Here is a 21712-nt window from a genome sequence, read left to right as displayed (position 1 = left end):
CCGGGCGGGCCGGTCTGGCCTATGCTGTGTGATTACCCATCTTCCGATCCTGGAACGTCCTTGGATGCGCGCGGCTGACGGCCGACCGCAGGTTTGTCATGAACGAAATCCCCCCCAACGCATTAACTTCCGCCCTGGTCCTCTTCTCAGGCGGGCAGGACAGCGCCACCTGCCTGGCCTGGGCGCTGGAGCGTTTCGATCGGGTGGAGACTGTCGGTTTCGACTACGGCCAGCGTCATGCGGTCGAGATGCAGGCGCGCCAGTCCGTTCGCAAGGAACTGGTTAAGGCCTTGCCGCAGTGGGCCGAGCGTCTGGGGGACGATCATGTGGTCGATCTGACGGGCTTCGGCGCCATCGGCGAGACGGCGATGACGACCGAACGCGCCATCGAGGCGGATGCGCGCGGCCTGCCCAATACCTTCGTGCCGGGTCGCAATCTGATCTTCCTGGTGGCGGCGGCCGCGCTGGCGGATCGCAGGGGGCTGGAAGTCCTGATCGGCGGCATGTGCGAGACCGACTACTCCGGCTATCCCGACTGTCGCCACGAAACGATCCAGGCGACAGCGCGCGCCCTGTCGCTGGGCCTGGACAAGTCTGTTCCGGTCGAGACGCCCCTGATGTTCCTGACCAAGGCCCAGACCTGGGAATTGGCGGATCAGATCGGCGGTCGCGCCCTGGTCGAGGCCATCATCGAGTTCAGCCACACCTGCTATCTGGGCGACCGGACACATCGCCATGTCTGGGGTTATGGCTGCGGCGCTTGTCCGGCCTGTGAACTGCGCGCGGCCGGTTATGCGCAATGGGCGGCCGCATGACCTATTCGGCCAAGGAAGTCTTCCTGACGGTGCAGGGCGAGGGCGGACAGGCGGGGCGCCCCGCGGTCTTCCTGCGCTTTGCCGGATGCAATCTGTGGAGCGGGCTGGAGCGGGACCGTGCAACGGCGATTTGCACCTTCTGCGACACCGATTTCGTCGGGGTGAACGGCGACGGCGGCGGCAAGTTCAAGACCGCCGACCTGATGGCCGACCACGTCGCGGGGATGTGGCGCGGCCGCGAAGGCGATCCGAAACTGGTGGTCTGCACGGGCGGCGAGCCGCTGATGCAACTGGATGCGCCGCTGATCGACGCCCTGCACGCACGCGGATTCGAGATCGCCATCGAATCCAACGGCACCCTGACGGCGCCGGACGGCATCGACTGGATCTGCATCAGCCCCAAGGCCGCCGCCCCCATGGTTCAGACCTCAGGACAGGAGCTGAAGCTGGTCTTTCCTCAGCCGCTGGCCATGCCCGCCCGCTTCGAACATCTCGATTTCGAGCGGTTCTGGCTTCAGCCGATGGATGGCCCTGATCAGGTCGCCAACACCGCTGCCGCCATCGAATACTGCCTGACCCACCCGCAATGGCGGCTCAGCGTCCAGACGCATAAATACATCGGGGTGCGCTAGGGATCAGCAGGTTTTGCCCTGACGCTGTCTTTCTTTGCAGCGGCGTTGTTCGCGTTCGTATCCGCGCTGCTCGCGCTCGCGCTTGGCCTTGGTTTCCTCGTCCGAGGTGGTGACGGCGTCGAAGCCCGCGCCGACGGCGGCGCCCGTCACCTTGGCCGCGCCGCCGACCACGGCGGCTCCGGCGCCGACGACGGCGCCCGCGACGCAGCCCTGAAGCATCAGGGCGCCGGACAGGCAGAGGGCGAGGGCGGTGAGGCGCTGGATCATGACGGCACTCTGCCGCGCCGCCTGCCTTCTGTCAGTGCGCAAAAGAAAGGGAGCGCTCTTTCGAACGCCCCCTGTGATCTTTCGATCAGCGTAGTCTTACAGGCTGTCGACCATGACCAGTTCGGCGTCTTCGGCGGCCGTGATGGTGATGGTCAGCTCGTCGATGATGCCGGCGCCGTCGCGGGCGTTCAGTGTGGTTCCGTTGACGTCCACCCGGCCCACGGCGGGCACCAGATAGGCGCGGCGACCGGCGGCCAGGTCATAGGTCAGGCTCTCGCCCGCCTTCAGAGTCGCGGCCAGGATCTTGGCGTCGGCGTTGATCGACAGGGCCTCGTCCGCCGGATCGCCCGAGGCGACGACGGTGAAACGGCCTGAGCGGTCGTTCTTGGGGAACTCCCGCTGGCCCCAGGACGGCTGGGCGCCCGGTTTGTCCGTCTCGATCCAGATCTGGAACAGGGTGGTCGTTTCGTCCTCGAGGTTGAACTCGGAGTGACGCACGCCGGTCCCAGCGCTCATCACCTGAACGTCGCCCGCGCCCGTACGGCCCTTGTTGCCCATCGAGTCCTCGTGGGTGATGGCGCCCGTGCGGACATAGGTGATGATCTCCATGTCGGCATGGGGGTGGGGCGGGAAGCCCGACCGGGCGCCGATCTCGTCGTCGTTCCAGACGCGCAGACGGCCCCAGCCCATGCGCTTGGGATCATAGTAGTTGGCGAACGAGAAGTGGTGCTTGGCGTTCAACCAGCCGTGGTTGGCGCCGCCGAGGGTGTTGAAAGGTCTGACGTCGATCATGGTTCGGTCTCCCATCCGAGGAATGCTTGAGACCTAGATAGGATCGCCAAATCTTATTTGCAACTGTGTTTGTTTCTTATTGGGCGTCAGCCCATCTGCGCCCGGTGCCGCAGCTTGGCGTCGGCCAGCACGATGGCGGCCATGGCTTCGACGACCGGCACGCCGCGCAGGGCGACGCAGGGGTCGTGGCGGCCCTTGGTGCGCAGATCGACTTCGGCGCCGTCGCGGTTGATGGTCTGGCGCAGGGTCAGGATGGACGACGTGGGTTTGAACGCCACGCGGGCCGTCAACGGCTGGCCGGTGGAGATGCCGCCCAGGACGCCCCCCGCTTTGTTCGACAGGAAGATCGGCAGGCCGTCGTCGCCCAGGCGCATCTCGTCGGCGTTGTCCTCGCCCGACAGTTCGGCGGCGCCGAAGCCCGCGCCGATCTCGACGCCCTTGACGGCGTTGATGGACATCAGGCCCGCCGCCAGCTCGGCGTCCAGCTTGGCGTAAAGGGGCGCGCCCCAACCGGCGGGGACGCCCGTGACCTCCAGCGCCACGACGGCGCCGATGGAGGAGCCGGCCTTGCGCACGCCGTCCAGATAGGCCTCCCAGGCAGGAACTACGTCGGCCGAGGCGGCGAACAGGGCGTTGTCATAGACGGCGTCGAAGTCGATCGCCTCGTCGGCGATGCGGTGCGGCCCCAACTGGACCACGCCGGCGCGGATGCGGATGCTGTCGCCGAGAACTTTGCGCGCCACGGCTCCCGCCGCGACGCGGCTGGCCGTTTCACGGGCCGAGGAGCGGCCGCCGCCGCGATGGTCGCGGACGCCGTACTTGGCCTGATAGGCATAATCGGCGTGGCCAGGGCGGAAGGCGCGGGCGATCTCGCCGTAATCCTTGGAACGCTGGTCGGTGTTCTCGATCATCAGACTGATCGGCGTGCCGGTCGTGACCGGGCCGTTTCCGTCGTCGAAGACGCCGGACAGGATGCGGACCTGATCCGCCTCCTGCCGCTGGGTGACGAAGCGGCTGCCGCCGGGTTTCCTCAGATCCAGCCAGGGCTGGATGTCGGCTTCGGTCAGCGGGATCAGCGGGGGGCAGCCGTCGACGACACAGCCGATGGCCGAGCCATGGCTTTCGCCCCAGGTGGTGATGCGGAACAGGTGGCCGAAGGTGTTGTGCGACATGATGGCGAGGCTTAAGCCGCCATCCGCTCCGGCGTCCAGACCCGAGTGAAGCGAAGCAGCATGTCTTCCGCCGCCGAGGGCAGGTCGTCGGACGGCGTCAGCTTGACGAACAGGTCGCCGGCGGCGCGCTTGCCTCGCGCGGGCAGGCCCAGGCCCGGAAGGCGCAGTCGGACCGGCTCTACCATGTCCGGCACCAGCCAGGCGGCCTGCGATCCGGCATGGGTGTCGATCTCGATTCGCCCGCCGTCGCGCATCAGGCGTGAGGCGATGGGCCAGTCCATGAACACGTCTGCACCCAGCACAGAAAGTCCGTCTGCTGGCCGGATAAGGACCGAGATCAGGTCGCGCGCGCCTTTCAGGCGGATGCAGTCCGCCGTCCGGACGCCAGGCGGAACGTGAACCAGCAGGCGTCGGCCAAACGCCGTGACGGCGACAGTGCCGCCGCTCAAGGCCTGCATGGGCGTCAACACGATCAGAGGCGGGGCGCTCGTTGGCGAAGGCGAACACGAAGCTTCGACTTTGCTCGCAGTACGAACCGGCGCGGGCAGGGAAGGGGTGTGGGCCTGAAGAAGGCGGTAAGCTGCGATCGTGCGCCTGAAATGATCGGCATCGCCTCCTGGATGATCGGGGTGGACGGACTTCACCGCAGCGCGAAACGCGGCGGTCAGAGCCGCCCCGGTCGCTGGTCCGTCCAGTCCCAGCAGACGTCGCGCTTCATGCGTGGAAAGACACAGCTCCGCATCCATGCGCCCAACTTGTGACAGCTATGGTCAAGGCGAGGTTAACCGTCTTCGCGAAGCTCTGATATGGAACGACGCGCGCTAGCGGCGCTTTGTCCTATTGACATAGGAGTCATGTCAGCGGCGGATGACCGTCGCCTTACGTGGCGTTAGGAAGCCCTTTCATGAACCAGCCGGTGATCCCGCCCAGTCCGTCCGCCGATGACTACGCCTTCCAACTGGCAGCCAATGCGGATGATACGATCTTCAACCGCGACGAGCCGATCGGTCTTTTTATCGAATGGTTGGAAGAGGCCAAGCGCAGTGAAGTGAACGACGCCAACGCCATGGCGCTGGCCACGGTCGATCCGGCGGGCCTGCCTGACGTGCGGATGGTTCTGCTCAAGGATGTCGATGATCGGGGCTTTACCTTCTTTTCCAATCAGGAAAGCGCGAAGGGCGAACAGCTTTGGGCGCACCCTTCGGCCGCTCTGCTTTTTCATTGGAAAAGCCTGCGCCGCCAGGTCCGTATCCGCGGTGCGGTCGAGCCTGTAAGCCTGGATGAGGCGAACGTTTATTTCGCCAGTCGCGCGCGTGAGAGCCGCATCGGCGCCTGGGCGTCGGATCAGTCGCGACCGTTGAGCGACCGCGAGGCGCTGGAGGCGCGGGTCGCAGAGCAGACGGCGCGATTCGAGGGCCAGGACGTACCGCGCCCCGATCGTTGGACCGGATGGCGGGTTCGTCCCGAACAAATCGAGTTCTGGCGCGATCGGCCGTTCCGTCTGCATGACCGTTTGCGTTTTGACCGCGATCATGCCGCCTGGGTTACGAAGCGTCTCTGGCCATGAGGCCTGACGGTCAGGCTTGATAGCGCGCCAGGAAGGTCTCGACCGCGTCGGCGGCGATGTCCGCCGGCGTGCGCTGGGCGATGACCTGGCCGCCTGTCACCATGGGCACGAAGAAGATGGGATGTTCGACCATGCCCATTAGCTGCCCAGCGGCCCAGGACGCCTTTTCAAACTTCAGTTCGCCATCGGTCTGCATGTCATTGAGCGCTTTGATCAATAGTGCGCCGAAGTCGCGCTTGGCCTTGTCGAAGAAGCCGATGGCGATGTCTTCGAAGCGCGATCGCTCGGCCATGACCAGGCGGAATATAGCCTGAACGAAGGCGTCGCTCATGAACTCGGCATAGGTCGTGAGGAAGCCTTGAAGACGTTCTCGAGGAGCCCCTGCATAGTTCTTGACGGCCGACATCCGCGTGGAGAAATCGGTCGCAGCTTCATCGATTACCGCCGCGAAGAGAGCGGCCTTATTCTCAAACATGGCGTAGAGCGTGGCCGTTGATACGCCGGCTTCGCGCGCAATGGGCTCCATCCGTGTGCCGACATAGCCTTCGGACACAAAATGAAGCCGCGCCTGACGCACCAGGGCCGTGCGTCGGGGGTCGTCTATGTCAGCAATCAGAGCGGTCATGGCGTTCACCAGCCTTTCGCCGGACACTGCCTTTAAAACGCCTTAATTGCAATGGGATCGTTGTTCGCTGCGAATGAAAATCACCTGCTGAGCCAGGGTTCTAGCAGCGGGTGCGCAAGGACAGGCGCAGCCAGACGAACGACGGCTTGAGGGTCTTCGAGACGCACTGCGGCGGTTGCGTCGGCCACTATGAAGTCGGCATGAACCCGGGAGGGTTCGGTCAAACGTTCATGTCCTGGCCGCACGGTTCCCAGATACTGCTGGATAACCGATTCGGCCGTTCGGCCACGCTCGATCTGGTCGCGTAGAAGGCGGCGGATGAAGCGGATGTCTGCAGGCGTATCGACGAAGACCTTGATGTCGAACAGGGCGGTCAAGGCCGACGTGCACAGCAGGTGCGTTCCTTCGACGATTACGACATCGGTCGCGGTTACTGGCTCGCCCTGAGGTTCACGTCCGTGATGAATGAAGGAATAGACGGGCGCTGTGATCGCGCGGCCGCTCTTCAGGGCGCTCAGGTCTGCGATCAGCAGATCGTGATCACGCGCCGCCACGTCGTCAAAGTCGTGGGTCGCCGCGTCGAAGCCCGGGACCGAAGCTGCGTCCAGATAATAGGCGTCCTCGCGCAGCAGGGTGGCGACGCCCTCAGGAAGAGAAGAAACAAGGGCTTCCGCCAGGGTGCTCTTGCCCGAACCGGAGCCGCCGGTGATCGCGATCAGAATGGTCATGGCGCGCTCATTCACCCAGACGTCGCATGACGCAAGCCCGACAGCCGTTTGAAATGGCAATCTGTCGCGGCCAGCCTTCCCTTGCGTCACGTTGCCTGTGGCGGTTCTCCTGTCTTAGCGTGGGCGCAAGCGCTGCTTCCAATCAGGCGCACAGACGAGGGAAACGCCGAATGCTGGGTATGATGCAGGACTGGCCGCTGACGGTCGACAAGATCCTCGATCACGCAAAGAACTGGCATGGGCAGCGCGAGGTCGTCACGCGTTCGGTCGAAGGGCCGATCGTCCGCACCACCTACGCCGCCATCCATGAGCGGGCGCGTCGCGTGTCGAACGCCCTGCTGGCCTGGGGGATCAAGCCGGGCGACCGGGTCGCGACGTTGGCCTGGAACACCGCCAACCATATCGAGACCTGGTACGGCATTATGGGGATAGGGGCCGTGTGCCACACCCTGAACCCGCGCTTGTTCCCGGAACAACTGGCCTACATCATCAATCACGCCGAAGACCGGATCATCTTCACCGATCTGACCTTCGTGCCGCTGCTGGAAGCCATTCTGCCGCATTGCCCGTCGGTCGAGCGCGTCATTGTCATGACCGACGCCGCTCACATGCCTCAGGCCAAGCTGCCGAAGGCCGAAGCCTATGAGACGGTGCTGGAGCAGTCTTCGAGCGACGTGACCTGGGGTGGCTTTGACGAGCAGACGGCTTGCGGCCTCTGCTACACCTCGGGCACGACGGGCAATCCGAAGGGCGTGCTGTATTCGCACCGCTCCAACTTCATCCATACGCTGCTGGGGATGCAGGCGACGGTCGTCGGGGGTACGCCCAGCGAAGTCATTCTGCCCGTGGTGCCGATGTTCCACGCCAACGCCTGGGGCATCGCCTTCGTCGGCCCAGCGGCGGGCTCCAAGCTGGTCATGCCGGGCGCTAAGATGGACGGCGCCTCCATCTATGAGCTGATCGAGACCGAGGGCGTCACCTTCTCGGCCGCCGTGCCGACGGTCTGGCAGGGGTTGTTCGGTCACATGGTGGAGAACAATCTGAAGTTCTCGACCCTGCGAAAGGTGCTGATCGGCGGCTCAGCCTGTCCCGAAGCCCTGATCCGAGGTTTCCAGGACAGGTTCGGCGTCGAAGTGGTTCATGCTTGGGGCATGACCGAGACGTCGCCCATCGGCACCATCGCCAATCTGACGCCTGAGCTGAAGGCGCTGCCGTATGACGAGCAGATGGCTTGGCGCATGAAGCAGGGCACGCCGCCGCTGGGCGTCGAGCTGAAGATCAAGAACTATGGCGGCCAGGAAATGCCGCACGACGGCAAGACCTTCGGCCGGGTCATGGTCAAGGGACCGACCATCGCCAGCGCCTATTTCAAGGGCGAGGGCGGCGATATCCTGGATCACGAAGGCTTCTTCGACACGGGCGATATCGCCAGCGTCGATTCTCACGGCTTCATGCAGATCACCGACCGCGCCAAGGACGTCATCAAGTCGGGCGGGGAGTGGATCAGCTCTATCGATATCGAGAACATCGCCGTCGGCCACCCCAAGGTCGCCCTGGCCGCCGTCATCGGCGCAGCACACCCCAAGTGGGACGAGCGGCCGGTGCTGCTGGTCAAGCTCAAGGAGGGGGAGGCCGAGGACAAGCAGGAACACCTCGACTTCCTGAAGGGCAAGATCGCCAAGTGGTGGATGCCGGACGACGTCGTCTTCGTCGATGACATTCCTCTGGGCGCCACGGGCAAGATCGATAAGAAGACGCTGCGCGAGCGGATGAAGGGTTACCAGCTACCCGCCACCGGCTGATCGCGAGGGAGGACGCCATGTCGAATACGCGCCCCAAAGGGCAGGGTTTGGCCAAGCTGCTGCTTTTGACGGCGCTTCTGGCGCCGAGTTTGCTGTTGGTCGCGGTTTTGGGAACGGTGCTGGGGCTGTGGAGCGCAGATTTCGGCATGGGCGTGCTGGCGCTGAAAGTCGGTCGCGTTCTGGCCTATCTGGGTTTGGCTGGAGCCTTGATCGCGTGCCTGCTGGCGTTTCGAGAGCGGCGACTGCTGGGAATCGCCGGCGTGGCTCTGTTGTTCGCCGCGGTGACGCTCGGCGGGTACCTTGTACAGGAGCGCCGCTTTACCGACGCGCCCCGCGATGTGGCGACCGATTTGTCCGACCCGCCTGTCTTCGCGCGCGTCCTGGCGGCGGAGCGTCGCTTGGCCGGGGTGTCTGAAAGTCGGCCCCAGGTTTGTGAGGGCCTGGTCTCCGCGCCGACACAGGTCGCGTCCGAGACGGCCGCCTGGGCATTGGAGAAGGCCGGTTTCACGGTTCTTGGCACGGCGCCGTTCCGGGTGGATGGACGCAAGGAAGGCGCATGGTTCGGTCTGACGCATGACGTCACTGTTCGAATTCGTCCTGGCCGCACTGATGTGCGCGTCGCGGGCCGTGACAACCTTCAGGTCGGCGATGAGGCCTGCCGCCTCGCCAAGGCCGTGGTTGCGGAGTTGACGCCTTGAACCGTCAGAAAGCCGGGTCGGCCAGCCGCCAGGTCGAGCCCAGGTCCGGCCCAGGCGAAGCTTGAACCCGGCCTTCCTTCAGAAGTTTGATCAGGTGCGCCAGCACCGAAAGACTGGCGGCGGGCCACAGGCGCTGATCGACGGCGGCGTAGAGGACCGGAACCATGGCGGAGATCAGTCGATCTCCTGCTTCCAGGCGGGCCATGATCTGGGCTTCGCGTTCCAGACGGTGCGCGCGGTAGGCTTTCAGGAACGGCGCAACCTGGGTGATCGCTGGGCCGTGCGTAGGCCATATTGTCGAGAATCCGCGCGCCAGTACTGCGTCGAGGCTCTGCATATAGGCCGTCATGTCGCCATCGGGCGGGGCCACGACAGTCGTAGACCAGCCCATGATGTGGTCGCCGCTGAACAGGGCGTTTTCGTTCCGCAGGACAAAAGCCATGTGGTTCGAGGCGTGACCGGGCGTCGCCATGGCCTCCAGCGTCCACCCGTCGCCCTCGATCCGCTCGCCGCCCTTCAGAACGATATCAGGACGGAAGTCTGCGTCCTCGTCCTCATCCAGGCCGCCGTCTGAGGCGTGAACCGTCCGCAGGGGCGGCTGCATGGCCAGAATCGGCGGATGCCCGACTGCCTCGGCGAACGGGCGAGCGAGGGGGGCGTGGTCACGGTGCGTGTGCGTGACCAGAACATGGCTGACTCGCCGCCCTGCGACGGCCCGCATCAGACTGTGCAGATGGGCGTCATCGAGAGGGCCGGGATCAATGACGGCCACTGCCGCGCCCGGTCGATCCCGCCCGACGATGTAGGTTCCTGTGCCAGTGAAGGTGAATGGTCCCGGGTTGTCCGCAATCACGCGCTGGATCAGCGACGAGACCTGATCTCGCTGGCCATAGGTGAAATCGAACTGGCGAACGTAGGGGATCATGGCGGTTCTCAGAGCGGTAAACGACTGAGATCGTACCCGGCGTCCAGAGCGAGCCGGCGAAGGGATGCCGCGTCTTCGCCCTGGAGCCGTCGCGCAAGGGCCCAGGCCGCCGCTGAGCGCATGCCGGATCGGCAGAACATCAGGACGGGGCCGGTTGCTTCCAGCGCCTGCGCGACGCGCTGGACAGCATCGGCGTTCGGCATGCCGCTGACAGGGGCCCAGACATATTCGAGGCCCGTCGCTTCGGCTGCCGCCTGGATCTCTTCGCTTGTAGGTTGGCCCGGCTCCTCGTGGTCGGGGCGGTTGTTGATCACTTGCTTCAGGCCGAGGGTCTCCGCCAATTCGGCCAAGGCCGAAGGAGCGATCTGAGCGGAAATCCAGACGTCGGTCGTAAGGCGCGAGGGCGATGTCACTGTCTTCTCACTCTAATGGCGCGGGCGTCGCCCACATTTAGGAAATAGCTGCCAAAGGCCGCGCGGCGGACTCGCACTGGAACGCCGGTCTGGACACGAAGGCGCGGTGATTCATTGTCTATTTGTTTCCATTCGCTGTCGTCCGCTAGATAGAATGTCCATTGTCCGTGAGCATCTCTAGAGGCGCGGTTCAGTACCGTTTGTATTGAAGTCACCTCTTCCGACTCGCTCCCTCCGCCAAAGATGGAGGGCAATGCGGCGCCGCTGAAGCCAAACAGTTGACGACGGGCTTGCTGGATTTGCGCCCGATCCACGACGGTCAAGTCTCCACGTTCATGGGCCAGAAGCATGCGGCTTGCTGTTTGGTCAAAACAGGCCAAACGCGCTGTGTTGTCTGCAACGCTTCGACATGCTGCGAGTTCGGCCATCAACTCTGTGCGCTCTTGGGCAAAAGAATTTCCGGAAATCGATAAATTAAGAAAAATAATTGCAGCTATGCCGAGAATTGACTTCTGGATTAATTTCGTAACAAGCGGCTTCATGGAGGTTTGTTCCTGTCAAAAATATGACTGACGAGTCGTCAATTACGGCCGAATACAATTAGCGTGGCGATTTTGCGACACAAGTAAGGCTCAATCGTTGCGTTCTAGTAATAATCCTAGGATTCGTTCGACCTGGGTGGTTATGAAGGGTGCAGTCATTCGTTTCGAATCTCCTGATACGGGGGCGAGCGGGGTGGCGGCGCAGGCAGATGACGCGAAATCGTCGTTGGGGGCCGTGCGCAACATAGGAGGACTTATGTTGAAGATTCAGATGAAGCGCGAGCGTTTGCTTGCGTCGACATTTATTGCGGGGCTGGCTTTTGCAGGTGTTGCGGCACCAGCGATGGCCCAAAGCACCCCGGCCACGCAGAGTGGCGAACCGGCCAGCCAGGTGTCCGACGTCGTCGTGACCGGCTCGCGTATTGTCCGTCAGGACTATGACGCTCCGAGCCCCGTCACCACGGTTACGGCTGAAACCATAGAACTGACCAGCACGCTGTCGGTCGAGAACCTCCTGAACGAACTGCCGTCGGTCGTAGCTGGCAACATGGCGACGTCCAACAACTCGGGCGGTGAGAGCTTCGCGACCGTCGACCTGCGTGGTCTAGGTCCGAACCGCACGCTGGTTCTGGTCAACGGCGAGCGCCTGCCAGCCTCGTCGACGACTGGCGTTGTCGACCTCAACACCATTCCGACGTCGCTTGTGAACCGTGTCGAAGTCGTGACCGGCGGCGCTTCGGCCGTTTACGGTTCGGACGCCGTGGCTGGCGTCGTGAACTTTGTCCTGAAGGACAACTATGAAGGCGCTGAACTTTCGGCGACTTACGGAGCTTCCTTCGACGGCATGCAGCCGGAAGTGTCGCTCTCGGGTCTGTTCGGCGGTAATTTCGCTGATGGTCGCGGTAACCTGACCGCCTATGCCAGCTACTACAACCGTGAAGGCGTGAGCCAGGCTGATCTGCCTTATTCGGCGGTATCCGGGGCGATCGCTTATGACGCCAGCGGGCGGCCGAAGGTTGTCAATTCTGCGCAAGAATATCTGGAATATACGGCCGGCGGCGGCGGGACTTCTTTCCCCGGCGGTTCTGGCACCTCGGCGTGGGGTACGGTTTACAACGACCCGAGCAACCCCTTCAGCAGCCTGAGCTCCCTCGTGGGCGCCACTGGGAACACCAACTTCGCAGCCGGCGGATATGATCGGAACTGCGACGGCGTGCCGGATGCCGCTGCGTTCAACAGCGGCAACCTGTCGTTCGACACCAGCGGCGCTTTGACCCCCCATGCAGGCCTCGGCGCCTGCGCGGTTCCTGATCGCGCAGCGGGCTCGTCGCGTTACAACTACGGTCCGGACAACTATCTGATCCTGCCGGCCGAACGTTTCAACATCACGACGATCGGTCATTACGACATCACCGACACGCTGCGTCTGGATCTCCAGCTGAACTATGCCAACACTTGGCAGGAAGTTTCGCTGGCCCCCACGCCTGCCACCGGTCTGACCGTCAACCTGACGCCGGCGATGCGGTCGCTGATTCAGACCAACCACGCCGATCTGTGGGCTGCTCTGCAGAGCCGTGCTGATCCCGACGCACCGTTCACCATGGATCGCCGTACCAACGAAGTCGGCGCCCGCTTCGGTGAAACGAAGAACAGTTCGCTGGCTATGCTGGCGACGCTCAGCGGCGACTTCGGCGACTCAGGTTGGGACTGGAGCCTGACCACGAGCTACGGCAAGAACCAGTTGCAAGATCTTGGCCGGAACAGCGTCAATAAGACCGCTATCCGCCAAGGTCTGGCAGGGTGCCAGGATCCAATATCGGGCGCTCCTCTGGGCATTAACGCCTTGCCGGGCTGCGTGCCGCTGGACATCTTTGGCGAAGGCACTCTGACGCAGGAGATGGTGGACTTCCTTACGGTCCCGACTTTCGCAACGACTGACATTGAAGAATCCCGCATTGCGGGCTTTGCTCGCGGCGATCTGCTGACGTTGCCTGCTGGCCCGCTGGCGGCGGTCTTCGGCTTCGAGTGGCGTGAAAGCCGTGCGGAGTTCCGCGTCGACAACGAGCAGCGGACGGGCAACATCTACGGCTTCAACGCCATCCAGGATCAGGGCGGCTCGATCAGCGTTTCGGAACTGTACGGCGAAATCTCGCTGCCGCTGCTTCGTGACCTGCCGGGTGCCAAGTATCTGGGTATGGACTTTGGCTATCGCTATTCGGACTACTCGTCAGTCGGTGGTCTCGATACCTACAAGATCGGTCTGGAGTATCAGCCGCTGGATTGGCTGAAGTTCCGCTCGGTGTTCAACTCGGCGGTTCGTGCGCCCAGCGTCTTCGAACTGTACCAGAACGGCGACCAGGGTTTCCCCAGCGCGATCGACCCCTGTATGGTGCAGGGCGGCTCGGCGCCTTCGAGCGCTGTGGCGGCCTTCTGCGCTCAGCAAGCACCGGGCATCGACTTCACCACGGGCCTGACTCAGAACAATACCCAGGTTGAAGCCTTTGCGTTTGGTAACCCGAACCTGAAGCCTGAATCTGCTGAGACGCTGACCTTCGGCGTGGTGTTCCAGCCTGACTTCTTCCCGGTTGGAAGCTTCCGGGCGACGGTTGACTACTATGATATCGAAATCACCGATATCATTGCATCGCTGGGCGCCACCTATTGGATCGACGAGTGCTATGACGATCTCAGCCTGACATCGGAAGCATGCCAGCGCGTCATTCGTGATCAGGTCACGGGTCAGATCGATTACGTGAACACGACGCGCACCAACGGCGGCTTCTATCGCACCAAGGGCATCGACACTCAGATCGACTGGTCGGTCGATATGGAGGAGTTCGGCCTGCCGGGTCGTTTGCGCGTCAATGAGCTGTTCACCTACGTCGATGAACTGAACTTCGACGGTGATGACACGGTTGGCTATGGCTACTCGGCCATCGGCGGCGCCAACTTCGACTGGAAGTCTGTCCTGTCGATCACCTACGACATTGCGGATTGGACGATCTTCGGCCGCTGGAGCTACACTCCGTCGCTGAAGGATCCGATCTTCACCAATGAAGTGGATGGTGTCACCGAGTACGACATGCCGGAGGCGAGCTACTTCGATCTGTCAGCACGGTGGAACGTTACGGATAACTTCCAGCTGACGGCCTTCATCGGCAACGTGTTTGACGAAACCGCACCGCAGACGCCGATCGGCGCCTACAACGGTCAGGCGAACACTGACACCCAACTGTACTATCCGGGTCTGTTGGGACGTATGTTCTCGATCTCGGCTCGCGCTCGCTTCTAAACTCAGAAGCTGGTCGACAATGGGAGGCGGCGAACCTTGGTTCGCCGCCTTTCTTTTTGTCGATTGAATCACCGGGAGCGACTGCAGGTAGGGAAGGGCGCGTGCGACTCAAGCCGACCATGTTTGGCGGCGAGCGAACTTCCGGACATGCGGAGCACGTCCTTGGAAAAATTGGATGTCGGAAAAACACGAAAGGGCGGTGCGCCACTCCCTCATTCCTGAGAAGGAGTGGCGCGAGTGACGGGGCTCGAACCCGCGACCTCCGGCGTGACAGGCCGGCACTCTAACCAACTGAGCTACACCCGCGTTTCTCTCCCCGCGAGGAGGAGAGGAGGGGCGAATACGGTTCGTCGCGCTTTCGGTCAAGCGCATTGTGGCGCTTTTGCTAAAAAATCTGCGAATTCAGACTCTAGCGGCTGCAATCCAGGCCGTCGGCGTCGGGTGGAGCCGCGCCGCCGGCGCCGAGCGCCTTCTGCATGAAGACGACATCGCGCCAGCCGTCGAACTTCCACCCGGCGTCGCGGAAGGCGCCGACATGGGCGAATCCCGCCGCTTCATGCAGGGCGATGGAGCCGGTGTTGGCGCTGTCGCCGATCACCGCCACCATCTGACGCAATCCCAGGGCCTCACAGGCGCTGAGCAGGGCGTCCAGCAGCACCTTGCCGACGCCCCGTCCGCGAAACGCTTCGGCGATGTAGATCGAATCCTCGACCATGAAGCGATAGGCCGCGCGCAGACGATAGGGGGCGGCATAGGCGTAGCCCGCGACCGCTCCATCGATCTCGGCGACCAGGACAGGCAGGCCAAGCGCGGCGGGCGCGGCCAGCCGAGCGCGCATCTCGTCGGCTGAGGGGACGTCCAGTTCGAACGTACCCGTGCCGTGCAGCACGCTGTCGGCGTAGATGGCCGTCACGGCCGCCAGGTCGGCCTCCGCGAACGGCCGGATGATCACGCCTTCTCCCAGCCCTTCTCGACCGCCCAGACGGCGAAGGCGTAGTCGTGGGCGATGTCCTTCAGATAGTCGAAGCGGCCAGACGAGGCGAAGTGACCCGCTTCCATATTGATCTTGAGCAGCACCGGCTTGCCGGAGGTCGAAGCCGGCCGCAGCTTGGCCACCCACTTTTCAGGCTCCCAATAGGTGACGCGCGGGTCGGACAGACCGCCGGTCGCCAGCAGGGCCGGGTAAGGTTTGGCCTCGATCTGGTCGTAGGGGCTGTAGCTCAGCATGTAGTCGTAGGCGGCCGCGTCCTCCAGCGGATTGCCCCATTCGGGCCATTCCGGCGGCGTCAGGGGCAGGCTGGTGTCGCTCATGGTGTTGATGACGTCGACGAAGGGCACGCCGCCGATCACGCCGGCCCACAAGTCCGGCCGCATATTGGTGATGGCGCCCATCAGCAGGCCGCCCGCCGAGCGGCCCTCGGCGACGATGTTGCCGGCCTTGGTGTAATTCTGCGCGATCAGGTGGTCGGCGGCGGCGATGAAGTCGGTGAAGGTGTTCTTCTTGGTGAAGCGCCGGGCGGTCAGGAACCAGTTCCAGCCCTTGTCCGAACCGCCGCGGATGTGGGCGATGGCGTAGATGAAGCCGCGATCGACCAGCGACAGCCGGTTGGTCGCGAAACTGGCCGCCATCGGGATGCCGTAGGAGCCGTAGCCGTAGAGCAGCAAGGGCGCGGAGCCGTCGACCGGCGTGTCATTGCGGCGCAGCACCGTCACCGGCACCAGTTCACCGTCCGAGGCCGGGGCGTTCAGGCGTTCGACCACATAGTCCGCCGGGTTATGGCCCGAGGGAATTTCCTGAACCTTGCGCAGGGTGCGTTCGCGCGTCTTTAGGTCATAGTCATAGGTCGAGGTCGGCGTGGACGGCGAGTTGTAGCCATAGCGCATGACTGTGGTGTCGAACTCCGACGCGCCGCCCAGCGACAGGGCGTAGGCGGGCTCGTCCACGGCGATCTCATGCTCGGCGCCGGCGCGGTCGCGAATAACGATCTTCGTATTGGCGTCGGCGCGCTCCTGACGGCCCAGATAGTCCTTCACCAGGGCCACGCCCTCGATGAAGCGACCCGGCGTGTGGGCGATCAGGTCTTTCCAGTTCGCCTTGGCGGGGGTCGCGGTGGGCGCTTCGACGACCTTGAAGTCGATGGCGTCGTCGGCGTTGGTGCGGATGATCCAGCGGTCGCCCCAGTGGTCCAGATCATACAGGCGGCCGACGTGGCGCGGTTCGACCACCACAGGCGTCGCCGTGGGGGCGGCGGCCGGAATGATGCGGCTTTCCGAGGTTTCCTGATTGCCGATGGAGATGACGATGAAGGCGTCGTCGGCGGTGCGGCCGATGCCCTGGAACATGCCCTCGTCGGTTTCTTCATTGACCAGGGCGGTTTCGCCGCCGCGCGCCGGGCGACGGAAGATCTTGTCCGGGCGGCCGTTGTCGTCGCGGTTGGTCCAGAAGATCCACTGGCTGTCAGGCGAGAAGGTGAAGTTGGCGCTGGCCGATTCGATCGGGTTGGGCAGCACCTCGCCGGTGGCCAGATCCTTCACATAGATCTTGTAGACTTCGGACCCCTGCGCGTCCTCGGCATAGCCGAACAGGCCGTGGTCGGGGCTGTGTTCGGTCGCCGAGACCTCCGAATAGGCTTTGCCCTCGGCCAGCTTGTTGCAGTCCAGAAGGATGATCTCGCCGTCCTTCCGACCACGCGGGCGACGGCAGTAGAGCGGGTGCTGGTCGCCGGTGTTGTAGCGGACATAGTATTCCCAGGGCCCGTCGGCGGTGGGGACGGAGCTGTCGTCCTCCTTGATGCGGCCTTTCATCTCCTCGAACATCTGCGCCTGAAGCGGCAGGGTCGAGGCCATCATGGCCTCGCGATAGGCGTTCTCGGCGGTCAGATGTTCCTTGACGTCGGCCTTGATCAGCGAGGGATCGCGCAGCACGGCCTGCCAGTTGTCGTCCTTCATCCACTGATAGTCGTCGACGCGGACGCGGCCCAGCTGTTCGATGCGGACGGGGACCTTCTTGGCGACGGGCGGGATGGGCTTGGACATCGAGGCTCCGGTACTCTGGCGGGCAAGGGCGGGGGAGGCGGCGACCAAGCCGATGGCGGCGGTCGAGGCGATCAGTTCGCGGCGGTTCATGGCTTTGGCTTCCCCCTGGAATATGATTTGAGCCGGACCTTGTGCCCGGCGACGCTCGGCGTCAAATGGCGTCATGATCATTCAGGATCTTCCGCCCGAACAACCCGCCGTCGTCGCCGCTCCGCCGCCCGAATGGGATCTGACGGTCGGGGTGATCAACGCCACCGTGCAACTGGATCAGGCCATCAGCAGCGGCCAGAGGAAGGTCGGCACCGGCTTTCTGATCGCCGCGCCTCGGCCTGACGGCGCGCCGCGCGTGGTGCTGGTGACGGCGCGGCACGTGCTGGACGTCATGCCCGGCAATGAGGTGCGGATCGGCTGGCGCACGGCGGAGGCGGACGGCGCCTGGAAGTTCACGCCGGGAACCCTGGCGATCCGCGACGCAGACGGCGCGCCGTTGTGGACCGCGCACCCGGAACGTGACGTGGCGGTGATGGAGATTACGGCGCCGCCCGCCTTCGCCCAGGCGGCCATCCCTGCGGGATGGCTGGCCGACGCTGAGGCCTTCGATCGCTGGCGCATGGGGCCGGGGGACGAACTGCTGGCGCTGGGCTATCCGCATGGTCTGTCGGCCAATCGGGCGGGCTTTCCGATCCTGCGCCTGGGTCGGATCAGCTCATGGCCGCTGACGCCGATCCGGCACTTCCCGATCTTCCTGCTCGACTTCGTGGTCGCCCAGGGCAATTCCGGCGGCCCGGTCTTCTGGACGCCCGCTGCGCGCCGCGTGCCGGGGGCGCCCGTGCCGGAACATCCCTTCATAGCGGGTGTGCTGGTTCAGGAAGTGCAGGGCGGCGGCGAAGGCATGGACCTGGGCGTCGTCGCCCACGTCCAATATGTGCGCGAGGCCATTGCCCTGTTGGATCAGTCCGCCGCCGCGCCGGAAACGCAGTCGAACGCTGCGCAGTAGCGGCGGCGCATCTCGTTCCTGATCAGGGCCGGGTCTTCCGGGCTAGCCTGTGTGACTTGAGCGTACCAGGCATCCCATCCGATCGGCTTCTTGGTCGGTAGATAGTCCAGGCCGTGTCGAGCCAGGACGCGAGCGACCCCTGCGGCGTGCCAAGCCTTTTCGGCTTCAAGGTCGGGGTATAGCTCGGCCATCCAGGCGCGGAGAAGCGCCGCCTTTTCGGGCGGCATTTCGTTGACTTTCCAGTCGCGGATCGAGCGTTCGGCCGCGGAGCGGCTGCCGCCATAGAAGCTGTCGGTAAAAGCTTGGGCGACCCGGATATGTTCTGGGCCTGGTTCGGGGCCCTCCCACGGTTGGCGCAGCGGTTCGTCGCCTTCCGTCAGGATGTCGAAGGGCAGTTCGATCATGAAAGGAACGCCGGCGGGCTGGGCGACGCGCCCGCGGAACACGATCGCCAGGGCGGCCTCCTGGAAACCCATGTCGGCGGGTCTGGCGGACATGGCGGCGCATCGGGTCAAGGCGCCGTCTTCGTTATTGACGCATTCGAGGGTGACGGTTCCGTTGACCCGCAAGTCCTTGGCCAGGGCCGGATAATCATGGCGTTCGACGACAGGGCGCGTCTCCCATAGAACAGGCTCCGCCAGTAGGGCCAGGCTCGCTAGAAGCGTCATCATGTTCAGATTTTCCGTGGGTTCTCAGGGGGTGACGCCAGCCGTCGGCCCGCAGTCATAACGGGCGCAGTAGCGGCGACGTAGTTCGATCATCGGCTCGCGAGGATAAATATCGCGTCCGGCCTCTCGCAACTGGGGAGCCCAGGCTTCGCTCCAGTCATCCGGTTGCTTGGACGGCAAGGCGTCCAACTCGCGAAGGGCCAGGACCCGCGCCATCACCAGGCTCTGTCTTTGGCGCTCTGTCTCCAGGTTTCCGAACAGTTCGGCGATCCAGCCTTCGGTCGTGCGGCGCATCTCGAGCGGCATCTGGTCCAGCCGCCAATGACGTCTCAGGCGAACGACAGGCTCGACGCTGCGTCGGGCGAAACGGCGGCCGCCTTCCATTTGCGCGGCGTTGGGCGTCGGCCCGGACCAGGGCGTCGGCCCCTCCGTGTTGAATGGCGGAACGTTGAAGGGCACGCGCACCGTGAACTCGCGTTTCTCGGGCGAGGCGTCGGGCGCGGCGGGCGTTAGCCTTGCGCGTTCGATGATGCGGACAGCCGCTTCGGCGAAGCCCAGCCCGTCCGGGCGCGCGCGCATGGCGGTGCAGGCGTTCGGCAGCCCTTCTGACGTCACCAGGCAGTTCACCTCGACCCAGCCGCCGATGTTCAGGGCGGCGGCGAAGGGTGGGAAATCCTCAGGTGTCGGGACAGGGCGCGTGATCCAGGCGACCGGCTCTTGCGTTGTCGCGAAAGAGGCTCCGCTGAAAAAAGCAGCCAAGATAAAACCGGCAGCGCCAATCGCTCGATTCATACGAAACGCCTCCCGCGCCTAGGTGGCACGGGAAGCGCTTTACGCTCAAGCCATAGAACGATGATCAGCCCGCTAGGGCTTCGACGCTCATCCGTTGCAGCAGGTCGCCGCCCTGGCCGACGGCGGCCAGACGGCTGGAGACGTGGCCCAGGACGTTAGCGGCGTAGACTTCATAGAGGTCCAGCTTGCCTTGCAGCCAGGCGGCGTCGCCGTCATTGGCGTCCAGTTTCGCCTTCGCCGCCAGGGCGCCCTTGGCCAGCATCCAGCCGCCGACCACGTCGCCCATCAGCTTCAGATAGGCGTCGGCGCCCGACAGCACGTCGGCCGCGCGAGCGGCATCCGACTTGGCGTCCAGCAGCCACAGGGTGGCGTCCTCGACCGCCTCGATGGCGGTGGCGAAACGCTCGACCGGCTTGCCGGCATAGAGACGATCGATCTGGGCCAGCGTCGTCTTCATCTCGGCGATCAGGGCCTTGGCCGACTCGCCGCCGTCCATCGACAGCTTGCGGCCCACCAGATCCATCGCCTGAATGCCGTTGGTGCCTTCATAGATTGGGGTGATGCGGGCGTCGCGATAGTATTGGGCGGCGCCGGTCTCCTCGATGAATCCCATGCCGCCGTGGACCTGAACGCCCAGCGAGGCGACCTCGCAGCCGACGTCGGTGGACCAGGCCTTGGCAATCGGGGTGAACAGGTCTTCGCGACCCTTCCAGACCTTGCGCTCTTCCTCCGTGGCGGCGTGGCGGGCCAGGTCGGCGGCGACGCCGGTCGACAGGCAGATGGCGCGGGCGGCGGCGACCTTGGCCTTCATAACCGACAGCATGCGGCGCACGTCAGGATGGTCGAAGATCGGGGCGTCCTTCTGGCCGGTCCAGACGCTGCGGCCCTGACGGCGTTCCAACGCATAGGCCAGGGCGTGCTGATAGGCGCGCTCGGCGACGCCGACGCCCTCGACGCCGACGGCCAGGCGGGCGGCGTTCATCATGACGAACATATGGGCCAGACCCTGGTTCGGCTGACCGACCAGTTCGGCGCGGGCGCCCTCATAGCTCATGACGCAGGTGGGTGAGGCGTGGATGCCCAGCTTGTGCTCCACGCCGACCGGGCGGAAGGCGTTGCGCTCGCCCAATGAGCCGTCGGCGTTGACCGCGAACTTGGGCGTCAGGAACAGGCTGATGCCCTTGGGCCCGGCAGGCGCGTCGGGCAGGCGGGCCAGCACCAGATGGACGATGTTGTCCGTGGCGTCGTGATCGCCCCAGGTGATGAAGATCTTCTGGCCGGTCAGGGCGTAGGTTCCGTCGCCGTTGGGAACCGCCGTCGCCGTCAGGGCGCCCAGGTCGGACCCGGCGTGCGGTTCGGTCAGCACCATGGCGCCGGTCCATTCGCCTGACACCAGCTTGGGTAGATAGGTGGCCTTCTGGTGTTCGTTGCCGACCTGCTCCAGCGCCTCGATCGAGGCCAGCGACAGCATGGGGCACAGACCGAAGGCCATGTTGGCGGCGTGGACGGTCTCATAGGCCGCCAGCTCCAGCGCCTTGGGCAGGGCCTGTCCGCCGGCCTCGACCGAGGCGGTCAGGCTGGTCCAGCCGCCCGCCGCGAACTGCTGATAGGCGTCGGCGAAACCGGGCGCGGCCGTCACGGCGCCGTTGGCGTATTTGGCGCCCGCCAGATCGCCGGGGCGGTTCAGCGGGGCCAGAACCTCTTCGGAAAACTGACCGGCGGCGTCCAGCACGGCCGAGGCGACATCGGCGTCGTAATCGGGAAAGGCGCCGGTCGCCGCCACCTGGCCGATCCCGGCCACGGCGTCGAGGGCGAAGGCGATGTCACGAACGGGGGCGCGGTAGCTCATCGGTTATCCTCAGAAAGACGTTGCGCTTCTGTCGACCGCCACGCCCTTGGGCGCAAGCCTACTTGGACTTTGGTCGAGATTCCGCGCACTGTGGCCCCCT

At 64.4% G+C, this 21712-nt stretch carries 21 protein-coding genes and 1 tRNA gene; 7 read left to right on the top strand and 15 right to left on the bottom strand.

Annotation, left to right across the window (positions count from 1 at the left end):
- Positions 1–107 precede the first annotated feature (107 nt).
- Entirely contained in the window at positions 108–815 is a 708-nt protein-coding gene (gene queC, locus AC3A3G_RS01125) for a 7-cyano-7-deazaguanine synthase QueC (RefSeq protein ID WP_487487488.1), read from the top strand.
- Positions 812–1447 carry a 7-carboxy-7-deazaguanine synthase gene (gene queE / locus AC3A3G_RS01120; RefSeq protein WP_487487337.1) on the top strand — a complete coding sequence of 212 codons (636 nt, stop codon included), beginning with the start codon at positions 812–814 and terminating at the stop codon, positions 1445–1447. Before queC ends, queE begins: the two co-directional genes overlap by 4 nt.
- A 3-nt stretch (positions 1448–1450) precedes the next feature.
- On the opposite strand, the gene AC3A3G_RS01115 is transcribed toward queE, so the two are convergent.
- The 4 genes from AC3A3G_RS01115 to AC3A3G_RS01100 all read right to left on the bottom strand — a co-directional run bounded on the left by AC3A3G_RS01115 (position 1451) and on the right by AC3A3G_RS01100 (position 4136).
- A complete protein-coding gene (locus AC3A3G_RS01115) occupies positions 1451–1714 on the bottom strand; it encodes a hypothetical protein (RefSeq protein ID WP_487487336.1) in 264 nt (87 codons plus the stop codon).
- A 96-nt stretch (positions 1715–1810) separates the two neighbouring features.
- The gene (locus AC3A3G_RS01110) at positions 1811–2506 is read right to left on the bottom strand and encodes a pirin family protein (protein WP_292057582.1); all 696 of its coding nucleotides are present in this window, start codon (positions 2504–2506) and stop codon (positions 1811–1813) included.
- Between the two features lie 86 nt (positions 2507–2592).
- The gene (aroC, locus tag AC3A3G_RS01105) at positions 2593–3678 is read right to left on the bottom strand and encodes a chorismate synthase (RefSeq protein ID WP_487487335.1); all 1086 of its coding nucleotides are present in this window, start codon (positions 3676–3678) and stop codon (positions 2593–2595) included.
- 11 nt (positions 3679–3689) lie between these two features.
- Positions 3690–4136 (bottom strand): hypothetical protein, encoded by a 447-nt coding sequence (locus AC3A3G_RS01100; protein WP_487487334.1) that lies wholly within the window; start codon positions 4134–4136, stop codon positions 3690–3692.
- A 446-nt stretch (positions 4137–4582) separates the two neighbouring features.
- On the opposite strand from AC3A3G_RS01100, the gene pdxH reads away from it, so the two are divergent.
- Positions 4583–5245 (top strand): pyridoxamine 5'-phosphate oxidase, encoded by a 663-nt coding sequence (pdxH, locus tag AC3A3G_RS01095; protein ID WP_125899898.1) that lies wholly within the window; start codon positions 4583–4585, stop codon positions 5243–5245.
- Between the two features lie 10 nt (positions 5246–5255).
- On the opposite strand, the gene AC3A3G_RS01090 is transcribed toward pdxH, so the two are convergent.
- Positions 5256–5870, bottom strand: a complete 615-nt coding sequence (locus tag AC3A3G_RS01090) for a TetR/AcrR family transcriptional regulator (RefSeq protein ID WP_200167653.1) — start codon at positions 5868–5870, stop codon at positions 5256–5258.
- 80 nt (positions 5871–5950) lie between these two features.
- Positions 5951–6598 (bottom strand): uridine kinase, encoded by a 648-nt coding sequence (gene udk / locus AC3A3G_RS01085; RefSeq protein WP_125899900.1) that lies wholly within the window; start codon positions 6596–6598, stop codon positions 5951–5953.
- Positions 6599–6768: 170 nt separating this feature from the next.
- Here udk and AC3A3G_RS01080 point away from each other — a divergent pair, with 170 nt between their 5' ends.
- Positions 6769–8400: a long-chain-fatty-acid--CoA ligase gene (locus tag AC3A3G_RS01080; RefSeq protein ID WP_487487333.1), complete on the top strand. Its 1632-nt coding sequence runs from the start codon at positions 6769–6771 to the stop codon at positions 8398–8400.
- A 47-nt stretch (positions 8401–8447) separates the two neighbouring features.
- Positions 8448–9098, top strand: a complete 651-nt coding sequence (locus AC3A3G_RS01075; protein WP_487487332.1) for a DUF1499 domain-containing protein — start codon at positions 8448–8450, stop codon at positions 9096–9098.
- A gap of 4 nt (positions 9099–9102) precedes the next feature.
- Here the strand turns inward: AC3A3G_RS01075 and AC3A3G_RS01070 are convergent, their stop codons facing one another.
- From AC3A3G_RS01070 to AC3A3G_RS01060, 3 genes are read right to left on the bottom strand one after another with little or no spacing between them, the layout of a single operon-like run.
- Positions 9103–10023, bottom strand: coding sequence for an MBL fold metallo-hydrolase (locus AC3A3G_RS01070; RefSeq protein ID WP_487487331.1), 921 nt, complete (start codon positions 10021–10023; stop codon positions 9103–9105).
- An 8-nt stretch (positions 10024–10031) separates the two neighbouring features.
- Positions 10032–10436 (bottom strand): protein tyrosine phosphatase family protein, encoded by a 405-nt coding sequence (locus AC3A3G_RS01065; RefSeq protein WP_200167566.1) that lies wholly within the window; start codon positions 10434–10436, stop codon positions 10032–10034.
- Positions 10433–10978, bottom strand: coding sequence for a hypothetical protein (locus AC3A3G_RS01060; RefSeq protein WP_200167567.1), 546 nt, complete (start codon positions 10976–10978; stop codon positions 10433–10435). Before AC3A3G_RS01060 ends, AC3A3G_RS01065 begins: the two co-directional genes overlap by 4 nt.
- Before the next feature lie 256 nt (positions 10979–11234).
- Here AC3A3G_RS01060 and AC3A3G_RS01055 point away from each other — a divergent pair, with 256 nt between their 5' ends.
- Entirely contained in the window at positions 11235–14270 is a 3036-nt protein-coding gene (locus tag AC3A3G_RS01055; RefSeq protein WP_200167568.1) for a TonB-dependent receptor plug domain-containing protein, read from the top strand.
- A 229-nt stretch (positions 14271–14499) separates the two neighbouring features.
- On the opposite strand, the gene AC3A3G_RS01050 is transcribed toward AC3A3G_RS01055, so the two are convergent.
- From AC3A3G_RS01050 to AC3A3G_RS01040, 3 genes are all read right to left on the bottom strand, one after another.
- Positions 14500–14576: transfer RNA gene (locus AC3A3G_RS01050), tRNA-Asp, on the bottom strand.
- Positions 14577–14679: 103 nt separating this feature from the next.
- Positions 14680–15222, bottom strand: coding sequence for an N-acetyltransferase family protein (locus tag AC3A3G_RS01045; protein WP_487487330.1), 543 nt, complete (start codon positions 15220–15222; stop codon positions 14680–14682).
- Positions 15219–17396: a S9 family peptidase gene (locus AC3A3G_RS01040; protein WP_487487329.1), complete on the bottom strand. Its 2178-nt coding sequence runs from the start codon at positions 17394–17396 to the stop codon at positions 15219–15221. The genes AC3A3G_RS01045 and AC3A3G_RS01040 overlap by 4 nt, the downstream gene beginning before the upstream one ends.
- A 73-nt stretch (positions 17397–17469) precedes the next feature.
- Between AC3A3G_RS01040 and AC3A3G_RS01035 the strand changes: the two genes are divergently transcribed.
- Positions 17470–18303: a S1 family peptidase gene (locus AC3A3G_RS01035; protein WP_487487328.1), complete on the top strand. Its 834-nt coding sequence runs from the start codon at positions 17470–17472 to the stop codon at positions 18301–18303.
- On the opposite strand, the gene AC3A3G_RS01030 is transcribed toward AC3A3G_RS01035, so the two are convergent.
- The 3 genes from AC3A3G_RS01030 to AC3A3G_RS01020 all read right to left on the bottom strand — a co-directional run bounded on the left by AC3A3G_RS01030 (position 18258) and on the right by AC3A3G_RS01020 (position 21612).
- The gene (locus AC3A3G_RS01030) at positions 18258–18974 is read right to left on the bottom strand and encodes an energy transducer TonB (RefSeq protein WP_487487327.1); all 717 of its coding nucleotides are present in this window, start codon (positions 18972–18974) and stop codon (positions 18258–18260) included. The genes AC3A3G_RS01035 and AC3A3G_RS01030 overlap by 46 nt on opposite strands.
- A 21-nt stretch (positions 18975–18995) precedes the next feature.
- Complete coding sequence (locus AC3A3G_RS01025) at positions 18996–19730, bottom strand: energy transducer TonB (RefSeq protein ID WP_487487326.1); 735 nt, start codon at positions 19728–19730, stop codon at positions 18996–18998.
- Between the two features lie 97 nt (positions 19731–19827).
- Entirely contained in the window at positions 19828–21612 is a 1785-nt protein-coding gene (locus AC3A3G_RS01020; protein WP_487487325.1) for an acyl-CoA dehydrogenase, read from the bottom strand.
- Positions 21613–21712: the final 100 nt, after the last annotated feature.

It is taken from the genome of Brevundimonas sp. Soil_N_31, assembly GCF_057655995.1.
Note: the sequence above shows the minus strand (reverse complement) of the source record. Positions and strands in the feature narration are given on the sequence as shown.

What these genes read in the sequence shown, in the direction of transcription:
- AC3A3G_RS01115 (WP_487487336.1), bottom strand. Translation starts at nt 1,714, where the DNA reads ATGATCCAGCGCCTCACCGCCCTCGCCCTCTGCCTGTCCGGCGCCCTG.
- AC3A3G_RS01040 (WP_487487329.1), bottom strand. Translation starts at nt 17,396, where the DNA reads ATGAACCGCCGCGAACTGATCGCCTCGACCGCCGCCATCGGCTTGGTC.
- AC3A3G_RS01110 (WP_292057582.1), bottom strand. Translation starts at nt 2,506, where the DNA reads ATGATCGACGTCAGACCTTTCAACACCCTCGGCGGCGCCAACCACGGC.
- udk (WP_125899900.1), bottom strand. Translation starts at nt 6,598, where the DNA reads ATGACCATTCTGATCGCGATCACCGGCGGCTCCGGTTCGGGCAAGAGC.
- AC3A3G_RS01090 (WP_200167653.1), bottom strand. Translation starts at nt 5,870, where the DNA reads ATGACCGCTCTGATTGCTGACATAGACGACCCCCGACGCACGGCCCTG.
- AC3A3G_RS01060 (WP_200167567.1), bottom strand. Translation starts at nt 10,978, where the DNA reads ATGAAGCCGCTTGTTACGAAATTAATCCAGAAGTCAATTCTCGGCATA.
- AC3A3G_RS01030 (WP_487487327.1), bottom strand. Translation starts at nt 18,974, where the DNA reads ATGATGACGCTTCTAGCGAGCCTGGCCCTACTGGCGGAGCCTGTTCTA.
- AC3A3G_RS01080 (WP_487487333.1), top strand. Translation starts at nt 6,769, where the DNA reads ATGCTGGGTATGATGCAGGACTGGCCGCTGACGGTCGACAAGATCCTC.
- AC3A3G_RS01020 (WP_487487325.1), bottom strand. Translation starts at nt 21,612, where the DNA reads ATGAGCTACCGCGCCCCCGTTCGTGACATCGCCTTCGCCCTCGACGCC.
- AC3A3G_RS01100 (WP_487487334.1), bottom strand. Translation starts at nt 4,136, where the DNA reads ATGCAGGCCTTGAGCGGCGGCACTGTCGCCGTCACGGCGTTTGGCCGA.
- AC3A3G_RS01055 (WP_200167568.1), top strand. Translation starts at nt 11,235, where the DNA reads ATGTTGAAGATTCAGATGAAGCGCGAGCGTTTGCTTGCGTCGACATTT.
- AC3A3G_RS01035 (WP_487487328.1), top strand. Translation starts at nt 17,470, where the DNA reads ATGATCATTCAGGATCTTCCGCCCGAACAACCCGCCGTCGTCGCCGCT.
- pdxH (WP_125899898.1), top strand. Translation starts at nt 4,583, where the DNA reads ATGAACCAGCCGGTGATCCCGCCCAGTCCGTCCGCCGATGACTACGCC.
- AC3A3G_RS01070 (WP_487487331.1), bottom strand. Translation starts at nt 10,023, where the DNA reads ATGATCCCCTACGTTCGCCAGTTCGATTTCACCTATGGCCAGCGAGAT.
- queE (WP_487487337.1), top strand. Translation starts at nt 812, where the DNA reads ATGACCTATTCGGCCAAGGAAGTCTTCCTGACGGTGCAGGGCGAGGGC.
- aroC (WP_487487335.1), bottom strand. Translation starts at nt 3,678, where the DNA reads ATGTCGCACAACACCTTCGGCCACCTGTTCCGCATCACCACCTGGGGC.